Source organism: Fictibacillus arsenicus, from assembly GCF_001642935.1.
Taxonomy (GTDB): domain Bacteria; phylum Bacillota; class Bacilli; order Bacillales; family Fictibacillaceae; genus Fictibacillus; species Fictibacillus arsenicus_B.
The window spans coordinates 3,838,358-3,850,498 of sequence record NZ_CP016761.1; the positions used below are offsets into that span (position 1 = coordinate 3,838,358).

General features: G+C 45.1%; 8 protein-coding genes. All 8 read right to left on the minus strand.

The window, feature by feature from the left end; all coding sequences use genetic code 11:
* Positions 1-123: 123 nt before the first annotated feature.
* Positions 124-3,387, minus strand: coding sequence for a fused isobutyryl-CoA mutase/GTPase IcmF (icmF, locus tag ABE41_RS19405; protein ID WP_066294987.1), 3,264 nt, complete (start codon positions 3,385-3,387; stop codon positions 124-126).
* 15 nt (positions 3,388-3,402) lie between these two features.
* On the minus strand, positions 3,403-4,026 hold the full coding sequence (locus ABE41_RS19410; protein WP_066294988.1) for a TetR/AcrR family transcriptional regulator: 624 nt from the start codon (positions 4,024-4,026) through the stop codon (positions 3,403-3,405).
* 31 nt (positions 4,027-4,057) lie between these two features.
* Positions 4,058-5,005, minus strand: coding sequence for a methylmalonyl Co-A mutase-associated GTPase MeaB (meaB, locus tag ABE41_RS19415; protein WP_066294007.1), 948 nt, complete (start codon positions 5,003-5,005; stop codon positions 4,058-4,060).
* Between the two features lie 340 nt (positions 5,006-5,345).
* On the minus strand, positions 5,346-6,488 hold the full coding sequence (locus ABE41_RS19420; RefSeq protein ID WP_066294009.1) for an acyl-CoA dehydrogenase: 1,143 nt from the start codon (positions 6,486-6,488) through the stop codon (positions 5,346-5,348).
* Between the two features lie 16 nt (positions 6,489-6,504).
* Positions 6,505-7,644 (minus strand): acyl-CoA dehydrogenase, encoded by a 1,140-nt coding sequence (locus tag ABE41_RS19425; RefSeq protein ID WP_066294011.1) that lies wholly within the window; start codon positions 7,642-7,644, stop codon positions 6,505-6,507.
* Positions 7,645-7,771: 127 nt separating this feature from the next.
* Positions 7,772-8,605, minus strand: coding sequence for a 3-hydroxybutyryl-CoA dehydrogenase (locus tag ABE41_RS19430; RefSeq protein WP_437435479.1), 834 nt, complete (start codon positions 8,603-8,605; stop codon positions 7,772-7,774).
* Positions 8,606-8,638: 33 nt separating this feature from the next.
* Positions 8,639-9,823: an acetyl-CoA C-acetyltransferase gene (locus ABE41_RS19435; protein ID WP_066294014.1), complete on the minus strand. Its 1,185-nt coding sequence runs from the start codon at positions 9,821-9,823 to the stop codon at positions 8,639-8,641.
* A gap of 138 nt (positions 9,824-9,961) precedes the next feature.
* Positions 9,962-12,094, minus strand: a complete 2,133-nt coding sequence (locus ABE41_RS19440; protein WP_066294015.1) for a heterodisulfide reductase-related iron-sulfur binding cluster — start codon at positions 12,092-12,094, stop codon at positions 9,962-9,964.
* Positions 12,095-12,141: the final 47 nt, after the last annotated feature.

Here is a 12,141-nt window from a genome sequence, read left to right on the forward strand (position 1 = left end):
CCCCTTTTCTCCAGTTTTTTTTACTCCCGTTAGTATAAGAATTTACGCTCAATTCATTCTTACTAAAAAAAAATAGACCCAAAAAGACATCAAATTGTGCCTCTTGGGTCTACTCGGTTATTTTTACATATTTCTTCTATATTTGCCCCCGACTTCATACAGTGCACTCGTGATTTGGCCAAGACTTGCATAGTTTACGGTGTTCATCAGCTCTTCAAAGATATTTCCGCCGTTAAGCGCAACACTCTTCAAACGAGCTAACGCTTCACCAGCATGATCCTTGCTCGTATTTTGGAAAGCTGCGAGGTTTATGATCTGCTGTTCTTTTTCATCCTTCGTTGCACGTGCCAGCTGCATATTGAACTCTTCATCAGATGGCGAATTCGGATTTAAGTAAGTGTTAACTCCGATAATAGGAAGTGAACCATCATGCTTCTTCATTTCATAGTACATAGACTCTTCCTGGATCTTTCCGCGCTGATACTGAGTCTCCATCGCGCCTAGTACGCCGCCTCTTGTATTCATACGCTCAAACTCTTGAAGAACCATCTCTTCTACTAGATCCGTTAATTCTTCAATGATAAACGACCCTTGAAGAGAGTTCTCATTACGTGCAAGACCAAGTTCTTTCGTGATGATCATCTGAATCGCCATCGCGCGGCGAACAGATTCTTCTGTCGGTGTTGTGATCGCTTCATCATAAGAATTGGTATGCAATGAATTACAATTATCATACAACGCCATCAACGCCTGAAGCGTTGTACGGATATCGTTAAAATCGATTTCCTGTGCGTGAAGTGAACGGCCAGAAGTTTGGATATGATACTTCAGCTTTTGGCTGCGTTCATTCGCTTTATATTTATCACGCATTACGGTAGCCCAAATTCTTCTCGCCACACGGCCGATTACGCTGTATTCCGGATCAAGTCCGTTTGAGAAGAAGAACGATAGATTCGGTGCGAATGCGTTTATATCCATACCGCGGCTCAAATAGTATTCTACATACGTAAAGCCGTTTGCAAGGGTGAACGCAAGCTGTGTGATCGGGTTCGCACCAGCTTCAGCAATATGGTAGCCGGAAATCGAAACCGAATAATAGTTGCGCACTTGATGGTCGATAAAGTACTGCTGAATGTCTCCCATCATGCGAAGAGCAAATTCAGTAGAGAAGATACATGTGTTTTGTCCTTGATCTTCTTTTAAAATATCTGCTTGAACGGTTCCGCGGACAGATGCAAGAGTCTTCGCTTTAATTTCTGCGTATTCCGCTTCATTCGGCTGACGTCCATTCTCATCAGCAAAAACTTTTACTTGCTGAGCAATCGCTGTGTTCATGAACATCGCAAGGATGATCGGTGCAGGACCGTTGATTGTCATTGAAACAGATGTAGAAGGAGCAATTAGATCGAAACCGTCATAAAGCTTCTTCATATCGTCGAGCGTACAGATGCTTACTCCGCTCTCCCCGACTTTTCCGTAAATGTCCGGGCGGTAATCCGGATCTTCACCATACAACGTTACAGAGTCAAACGCCGTACTTAAGCGCTTCGCATCATCGTCTTTAGACAAGTAGTGAAAACGGCGGTTCGTTCTTTCTGGTGTTCCTTCTCCAGCAAACTGACGCTTCGGATCTTCTCCTTTACGTTTAAAAGGAAAAACGCCTGCTGTATAAGGGAATGAACCAGGAACGTTTTCTTTCATGATCCACTTTACGATATCTCCCCAGTCTTCAAACTTCGGAAGGGCCACTTTCGGGATATCAAGACCTGAAAGACTTTTCGTCGTCAGTTCTGTCACGATCTCTTTGTCGCGAATCTTCGTCACAAACTCTTTCTTGCTGTACATTTCTTTAAGCTGTGGCCATTCTTTTAGCATTTTAGAAGTTGCCGGCAAAATCTGTTCTTCCACTTTTTCAAGCGCTTTGTTTAACCCTGCTTCAATTTCAGCGCCCGATGCGTCATACTCTTTTACCGTTTCAAGTGTTCCTTTGATCTGGAACGATTTACGCGCAAGCTTTGCCTGTTCGTTCACCGTTTCATGATACGTACGGACAGTCTGTGCGATCTCGTTTAAATATTGAGCGCGCTCACCTGGAATGATCACGTTCTTCTTTGCTGTCATCGCTTCGGCTGCCGGCTGAATGCCCCAATCCACACCAGACTTCTCTTCGATCACCTTCATTAAGTGATAAAACAATACGTTCGTGCCAGCGTCATTAAACTGACTCGCGATTGTACCATAAACCGGCATCTCATCTAAGTCTTTATCAAACCAGTTGCGAGAACGCTGATATTGTTTCTTCACATCACGCAATGCATCCTCTGAGCCTTTACGCTCAAATTTATTGATCGCGATGATGTCTGCGTAATCGATCATATCAATTTTCTCAAGCTGCGACGGCGCGCCAAATTCGCTTGTCATCACATATAAAGATGCGTCCGAAATCTCAGAAATTCCAGCATCACCTTGCCCGATACCGCTCGTTTCAACAACGATCAGATCATAGCCCGCTGCTTTTGTTACCGCGATAGCATCCTTAATAGCATCGGAAAGCTCAGAACGTGATCCGCGCGTTGCCAATGATCTCATATAAACGCGAGGATGATAGATCGCGTTCATGCGGATTCTATCGCCTAAAAGTGCTCCGCCCGTCTTCTGTTTCGTCGGGTCGATTGAAATAATAGCGATTGTTTTATCTTCACACTCGTTTAAGAAACGGCGTACAAGTTCATCGGTAAGCGAGCTTTTCCCCGCTCCCCCAGTACCAGTGATTCCTAAAACAGGGACTTGCTTCTGCAAACCTTTTAAAGCTGAAAGAGTCTGTTCTGCTGTCGCTGCAATCTCTTCAGGTGCTTGCTTTGCGTTCTCGGCAAGTGTGATCAGACGGGAAACAGAACGTACGTCTTTTTCTTTTACCTTTTCGATTTCATCCGTTAACGAAGTAACCGTCGGAAAGTCACACTCTTCTACCATAAAATTGATCATGCCCTGCAAACCTAGCAATCTTCCGTCTTCTGGTGAGAAGATGCGTGTTACGCCATAATCATGAAGTTCCTTAATCTCAGGCGGGATAATAACGCCTCCGCCTCCGCCAAAAACTTTAATGTGCTCTGCCCCTCGCTCATTGAGCAAATCGATCATATATTTAAAATATTCCACGTGTCCGCCTTGATAAGAAGAGATCGCGATTCCTTGAACGTCCTCCTGTATAGCGGCACTTACGACTTCATCTACGGAACGGTTATGTCCAAGATGTATAACTTCACATCCGTTTGACTGGATGATTCTTCGCATGATGTTGATTGATGCATCATGTCCATCAAAAAGACTGGAAGCGGTTACAAATCGAACCGGATTTTTCGGCCGGTAAATATCAGTTTGAGCCATCTTTTTCATCCTTTCTTACGCTCCTTTTATGCCATGAAGCAGCTGCTGGAGCTGTAATTTTGTATATTCTTCAAGGGTATACATCTTTTGAAGCGCCCATCGTCTGAACGTCCACATCTGCCCGATGATCAAAATGTTATGTGCAGCAGCCTGGATCTCTTTTTCGTTTAAGTCCAGCTCGCCCTCGAGCACAGCCTGTGATAAAAGCTTTTCAAAGATCGCTGTCATTTCAAGCTCTTTTTTCAGCACATACGGAAGTGCTTCCTCAGATAACGACTTGGCTTCTTGGTACATTACCAGCACTTCATCCTGCATATCGTCCATCACTTTAAAATAAGCCGTGATCGCCTTCTCGACACCTTTAATTCCGCTGTCTGCCGAGTCGATATCCTGCTGCAGTCTCAGCTTAACGCCATCATAGATGCTGTCGCAGACAAGGTACAAAATATCCTCTTTAGACCGGATATATTCGTAAAGTGTGCCGATGCTGAAGCCAGAAGCTTTTGCGATCTCACGGGTCGTTGTGCGGTGAAAGCCATTTTTCTTGAATAAAGACACCGCAGCTTTTACCATCTCTTCGCGTCGCTTTTGAATGAGTTTTTCGTCTTTTACGAGCGACGGCACTTCTTTCTTACTCAAATGGCCTCCCTCATTTCCCACTCATTTTCTCCTATTTGTCTGCCGGCTGAATTCGTTGCAGCAAGATTTGCTCTGCGGCTGTATAAGGGTCTGTAGTGCCTTGTTCTAAGTCGGCAAGCCAGGAGAATCCATTTTCTTTTTCATCTGTCCATACTTGCTGAAAAATCTCGTGCTGAACAACTTCCATCACTTCACGTTTCAGGTTGGAAAGCTTGCGAATGCTACCCTCTCCGCTTTCTATCAAATATTCCTTATGAGCAAGAAGCGCTTCCCACAACTCTTGCAAACCTTTATTTTCTGTAGAAATCGTCTGAACAACAGGCGGCCGGTAAGGGCTGTCGTGTTTTACAAGATCAAGCATCGCTTCAATCTCTGCTAAAAGCTTTGGAACGCCTGGCATATCCGCCTTATTCACGACAAACAGATCGGCGATTTCCATGATTCCTGCCTTAAATACCTGCACGACGTCCCCGCTGCCCGGATTCAGGACAACTGCGACAGAGTCTGCAAGTTTCATAATATCGAGTTCAGACTGCCCGACTCCTACCGTTTCTATTAAAATCACATCAAAACCATAAGCATCCATGAGCCGTACCGTTTCCTTGGTTGAACGGGACAGTCCGCCTAAGCTTCCGCGGGTTCCCATGCTTCGGATAAACACACCCGGATCGGTAAAATGGTCGGCCATCCGTACACGGTCTCCGAGTATGGACCCACCGCTAAAAGGACTTGTCGGATCCACTGCAACAACCGCTACCGTCAAACCTTTGTTTCGCAGAAAGGAAATGAGGTGGTTGACGAGCGAGCTTTTACCGGCACCGGGTGAACCGGTGATGCCGATCCAGTGTGCGCCTTTTTGCATCGGGTAGATGCTTTTTAGAAGCTCTAGTTTATCTGCTCCGCTGTTTTCAGCAAGTGTGATCGCTTTTGCAAGTGCCCGTTCCTCTTTTTGCTGGATGCGCTTGGCTAATGGATGCATGGTTTCCTCCTAAAGTGATTTAAAAATCTGTCTCATGATAAAATGAAAGTGGTTGATTTCCGATCCAGGTGCTCCCTTTCCGCGGGGTGTGCGGTGAGCCTCCTCGGCGCTTTGCGCCATTAGGAGTCTCACCTGTCCCACTGATCCCGCAGGAGTCTCGCACCTTCCTCTCCAATCAACTGCAAGTGTGTTTTTAAAACCTATTTGTAAGCAACACTCTGTTAAAAAACATCTCTGTTAAAAAGTAAGTCCTTTTTCGCGGTTGACAGCCCAGAGATTCCTCGATCGCATCTCGACTTTAGAAGGCTTTCTAGCCAAAGTGTCGCAAATTTCCTAACTCTTAATCTTTTAAAAGCATTTTAGAAATTACGAGACGCTGAATTTCCTGTGTGCCTTCGTAAATTTGCGTGATTTTCGCGTCTCTCATATAGCGTTCGACTGGGTATTCTTTCGTGTACCCGTATCCGCCGAATACTTGAACAGCGTCTGTTGTTACTTCCATCGCAATGTCTCCTGCAAAGAGCTTAGACATCGCTGATTCTTTTCCGTATGGAAGCCCTTCAGACTCTCTCCATGCAGCCTGATAGGTTAATAGTCTTGCCGCCTCTACTTTTGTTGCCATGTCAGCTAGTTTAAAACCGATACCTTGGTTAACACCGATCGGCTTACCAAACTGCTTGCGTTCTTTCGCGTAATTTACGGATGCATCAAGTGCACCTTGCGCGATTCCTACCGCTTGAGCTGCAATACCGTTGCGTCCGCCATCCAGCGTCATCATCGCGATCTTAAAGCCTTCACCCTCTTTGCCAAGAAGGTTTTCAGCTGGCACACGGCAATCTTCGAAAATGATCTCTAATGTTGGAGAAGAACGAATCCCGAGTTTCTTTTCTTTTTTCCCAAAAGAAAATCCTGGTGTCCCTTTTTCTACGATAAAAGCGGAAACCCCTCTCGTTCCTGCATCGATATCCGTGCGGGCAAACACGACATAAATTTCTGCGTCGCCAGCGTTCGTGATAAAGATTTTAGAGCCGTTGATGATGTAATGGTCGCCGTCTTTTTTCGCAGTTGTTTTCATGTTTCCTGCATCAGATCCAGAACCTGGCTCAGTTAAGCCGTAAGCACCGATTTTCTTTCCTTCTGCCATCGGACGAAGGAACTTTTGCTTTTGTTCTTCATTACCGAACTTGAAGATCGGCCATCCTGCAAGTGATGTATGCGCAGAAAGAGTTACACCAACTGATGCACATACACGTGATAGTTCTTCAACTGCGATTACGTAGCCAAGATAGTCTCCGCCGATTCCGCCGTACTCTTCAGGCCAAGGAATACCGCAAAGTCCTAGTTCTCCCATTTGATCAAAAATCGCACGGTCAAAGCGCTCTTCTTCATCACGTTCAGCCGCTGTCGGTTCTACTTCGTTACGTGCAAAATCACGCACCATCTTGCGGATCATTTCATGTTCTTCAGATAATAAAAATTGCATCTCTATTCTCTCCCTCTTACCCTAGTAGGTGTTTGCTGAGTACCATACGCTGAATTTCACTTGTTCCTTCGTAGATCTGACACACTTTCGCGTCACGGAACAGTCTTTCAACCGGATATTCCTTCGTGTAGCCGTAGCCGCCGTATACTTGCACAGCTTCGATCGCTGATTTCATCGCTGTTTCTGAAGCGAATAGTTTTGCCATCGACGCTTCTTTTCCGCATGGCATGTTATTTGTCTTTAAGTCTGCCGCACGATACGTTAAAAGTTTTGCCGCTTCCACTTCTGTCGCCATGTCCGCCAGTTTGAATCCAAGACCTTGATTCGCCCCGATCGGCTTGCCGAACTGTTTTCTCTCTTTTGCATAGTTCGTTGCATATTCCAAGGCAGCTTCTGCGATACCAAGAGACTGAGCAGCGATTCCGATCCTGCCCACATCCAGATTGCTCATCGCGATCTTAAAGCCTTCACCTTCATTGCCTAGCAGATTTTCAGCAGGAACACGCGCATCCTCAAAAACAATCTCGCACGTGTTTGATCCGTTTAACCCCATTTTTTTCTCTTTCTTTCCTACTGAAAAACCAGGCGTATCTTTATCTACGATGAAGGCTGAGATTCCGTAGCTCCCTTTGTCTGGTTCCGTTGAAGCAAACACGATATACACATCCGCTTCGCCTGCATTTGTTATGAAGATCTTCGAGCCGTTCAGCACATAATGATCGCCTTGTTTAACAGCTCTTGTTTTTAGACTTGCTGCATCAGAACCTGAACTTGGCTCTGTTAATCCGAACGCACCAAGGTACTCTCCACTCGCTAACTTAGTAATGTATTTTTTCTTTTGTTCTTCATTCCCGAAATAAAGGATCGGATTCGTTCCGACACTCGTATGGACTGATAAAATAACACCAATCGTCGCGCTCACTTTTGAAAGTTCATTAATCGCGATGATGTACGACGTAAAATCCATTCCCGCTCCGCCGTACTCTTCAGGAATCGGAATACCCATCAGCCCAAGCTCCGCCATCTTCTTTATAAGATGACGCGGAAACTCTTCCGTTTCTTCCATATGTTCAATGGCCGGTGCTATCTCTTTTTGTGCAAAATCCCGTACCATCTTCTGCATCATCTTTTGTTCTTCCGTAAACACGAGGTTCATGGTCTCTCCCCATTTCCTTTTTGAAAATCTATCGTGGCACAGATAGAACATGCTATTGTGCCGATTCGCGATTTGTCTTTCTCACATAGACAAAATCGCTATTTGTATTTGTCTGGGGTCAGACCCCTTATGCGTAGGTGTAGAAACCTTTGCCTGTCTTCTTGCCTAACCATCCAGCTTTTACGTACTTTCTTAGCAACGGACATGGGCGGTACTTATCGTCACCAAAGCCTTCATGCAGCGTTTCCATAATGTAGAGGCATGTATCGAGTCCGATAAAGTCTGCTAGTGTTAACGGCCCCATCGGGTGGTTCATTCCGAGTTTCATAATCTCGTCAACCGCTTCCGGTGTTGCAACGCCTTCATAGACCGCGAATATTGCTTCGTTGATCATTGGCATTAAAATACGGTTTGAGATGAACCCTGGGAAATCATTTACTTCTACCGGCACTTTTTGCAGTTTCTTAGATACCGCTTCGATCGTTTCGTATACATCATCCGACGTTTGCAAACCGCGGATGATTTCTACTAGTTTCATAACCGGGACCGGGTTCATGAAATGCATGCCGATCACTTTTTCAGGACGTTCTGTAACTGCAGCAATTTCCGTAATCGGAAGAGATGATGTGTTTGATGCTAATATCGTGTGGTCTGGTGCGTATTGGTCAAGCATCTTAAACAACTGTGTTTTCACGTCCATGTTCTCAACAACCGCTTCGATTACCAGGTCTGCTTTTGAAGCATTCTCTAGAGATACCGATGTCGTTAGACGGGATAGGATCGTTTCTTTTTCACTTTCCTCCATGCGCCCTTTTTCAACTTGACGATTCAAGTTCTTCTGAATATTTCCGATTCCTTTTTGAACGAATTCATCCTTAATATCATGTAAAATTACGCCGTAGCCTGCCATGGCACAAACTTGTGCGATCCCCGATCCCATCTGTCCTGCGCCAATCACCATAATTTGATTTATGCTCACTTACTCTTCCTCCTTTTATGCTTTTACTTCTACTAAAATCGCGTCACCTTGACCGCCGCCTGAACAGATCGAAGCGATCCCAAGTCCGCCGCCGCGTCTTTTTAATTCATGAATCAATGTAAGAACGATGCGTGTGCCGCTCGCTCCAATCGGATGGCCGAGTGCTACTGCACCGCCGTTCACGTTAACTTTTTCAAGATCTAATCCAGCAAGCTCTGCACTTGTTAAAGCAACAGCTGCGAATGCTTCATTGATTTCAAAAAGATCGATTTCCTCTAACGTTTTACCAGTTTTCTTTAAAAGCTCTGTAATGACAAGACCTGGCGTTTTCGGGAAATCCTTCGCTTCTACTGCGATCGCTGTGTGCCCTAAGATCGTCGCCATTACTTCCTTGCCTTCTTTTGCAGCGCGTTCTTCACTCATCACAACGACTGCTGCCGCACCATCATTAACTCCTGGCGCATTTCCTGCTGTAATCGTTCCGTCCTGTGAAAAAACAGGTCTTAATTTTGCAAGAGACTCAACAGAAGTATCCTTACGCGGTGATTCATCTTCAGAAACGATGATTGGATCACCTTTACGCTGAGGAACTTCAACAGGAACGATTTCTTCAGCAAACACATTATTATCTGCCGCTTTAACAGCAAGGCTGTGACTTCTGTATGCCCACTCATCTTGGCGCACACGCGAAATCTCCATCTCGTTTGCCACATCGTTTCCGTAGATACCCATGTGAACACCAGTAAACGTACACGTCAAACCATCATGCACCATAAGATCTTTAACGGAGCTGTCTCCCATACGAAGACCCCAGCGAGCTTTCGGTAAAATATACGGAGCATTGCTCATGGACTCCATTCCGCCTGCTACGATCACTTCTTCATCACCGGCACGAATGATCTGGTCTGCCATCGTAATCGAACGAAGACCTGAAGCACACACTTTGTTAATCGTCTCCGTCTTTGTTTCCCAAGGCAGTCCTGCTTTTTGTGCAGCCTGACGTGAAGGGATCTGCCCTTGCCCGCCTTGAAGAACACATCCTAAAATCACTTCATCAACAGATTCAGGTGAAACACCTCCGCGCTGAAGTGCTTCTTTAATCGCGATTCCGCCTAAGTCTGAAGCAGTCAAAGAGCTTAATCCCCCGCCAAACTTCCCAACTGGCGTACGTGCCCCGCTGACGATTACTGATCTAGTCATACAAAAACCTCCCGTATTTATCGAGTTTTTAGTAAACGCTTTCAAAAATAAGCCAAGCCGAGCGAACGCTCAGTCACTTAAATATCAAGCATGAAGCTGCCGGCACTAAACCTGGCAGCTCACACATATAAATTTTAGTTACTGAAGAACTTCTTGTTTTTGTGATCCAAACAAGGATTTCTCCAAGATTTCAACAACATCTAACGTTTGAACCTGTTCTTCCACTTCTTTCGCCTTTGTCCCGTCACTTAACATCGTTAAGCAGTAAGGACAGCCGCTTCCGATCATGGTTGGATTAACAGCTAGTGCTTGCTCTGTACGAGCAACGTTTACACGCGATCCTGCTTTTTCTTCCATCCACATCATTCCGCCGCCTGCTCCGCAGCACATTCCATTTTGACGATTGCGGTCCATCTCAACGACTTTTACGCCCGGAATGGCTTTTAAAATATCACGAGGCGGTTCGTATACTTCGTTATAGCGGCCAAGGTAGCAGGAATCATGGTAAGTGATCGTTTCATTCACTTCATACTTTGGCTTAATTCTTCCTTCTTTGATCCAATCAGCCAGTAGCTCCGTATGGTGATACACTTCTGCCTTCAGACCAAACTCAGGATACTCATTTTTAAAGGTGTTATAAGCATGCGGGTCAATCGTAATGATCTTTTTCACATCATGCTTTTCAAACAATGCGATGTTCGCGTTCGCCATCTCTTGGAACATGAACTCGTTTCCAAGACGGCGTGCAGTATCACCAGAGTTTTTCTCTTTATTACCGAGAATCGCAAAAGTGATGCCTGCTTCATTCATGATCTTCGCAAGTGAAAGGGCGATCTTTTGTGAGCGGTTATCATAAGCACCCATTGAACTTACCCAGAACAGGTACTCGAACTCTTCCCCTGCTTTTTCTTTTTCTTTAACCGTTGGGATTATGATATCTTCCTTCAGTTCGCGCCAGTTCTCGCGCTCTTTTTTCGAGATTCCCCAAGGATTTCCTTGCTTTTCAATATTCTTAATCGCACGCTGCGCTTCAGGGTCCATCTTACCTTCAGTCAATACAAGGTAACGGCGCATATCAATAATCTTATCGACGTGCTCATTCATAACTGGACACTGATCTTCACAGTTTCGGCAAGTCGTACATGCCCAGATTTCTTCCTCTGTCATTACTTCGCCGATCATCTCAACATCATAAGAAAGTGCAGATGATCCATCTGTCGTTGCAGCTGTTTCTTGTGCTCCCTGGCCTCTCGCTTCAAATGCGATCTGGTTCCCTTTTGTGTTCGTGAACGCAAATGCCGGCATCCAAGGTGTACGAGAAGTAACGGCAGCTCCCTTTTCTGTTAAGTGATCGCGCAATTTCACGATCATATCCATTGGTGAAAGCATCTTCCCTGTGCCTGTCGCCGGACAAACATTCGTACATCGTCCGCACTCTACGCAGGCATAAAGGTCAACGAGCTGTTTCTGGTTGAAGTCTTCAATCTTGTTAACACCGAAAACTTCCTGTGTTTCGTCTTCAAAATTGATAGAAGATAACTTCCCTATCTTGTCTTTACGGCCAAGCCACACGTTAAGCGGCCCAGCGATCAAGTGTGCGTGCTTTGATTGAGGAACATACACTAAGAATGTTAATAAGAACAATAAATGAATCCACCAAGAGATGAAGAAAACAACAGCAGCTCCGGTTTTTCCTAAAAAGCCAAGACCCATCGCAAGTCCTGATGCAATCGGCGCCGTCCATTCGTATGGAAGGTCGTGCCAAATAATCTCAGCAGCGTTTCCTAACAAAACAGAAAGCATCAAGCCGCCGATGAACAATAGAACGAGACCTGATTTGAAACCGCGCTTTAGGCGGACAAGCTTTTCAACATATCTTCTGTAGAAAGCCCAAACGACCGCAACTAAAATCATCGTTGTTACGATTTCCTGGAAGAACGTAAACCCAGGATAAAGCGGGCCTAGTGGCAGATGTGAGCCAGGCGCAAGTCCTTTCCAAATAAAATCAATCGCTCCAAACTGGACTAAGATAAATCCGTAAAAGAACATAACGTGAATAATTCCGCTTTTTTTATCTTTTAAAAGCTTCTTTTGTCCGAAGACATTGACTAGTACTGCTTTCATTCTTGCTTGTATGGTATGATCAAACTCTACTTTTTTTCCAAGCTTTATAAATTCATACCTTGTTTTAACCACATAGGCAAACAAAAATAGTGCGTAAGCGGTTACAAAAAGAAACGCAATCCAGTTTGCTATCATTAAGCCGTCCATCACTTTCTCTCCCTTCCAATGCTGCTATACCCTATTTCTTTCTCTTT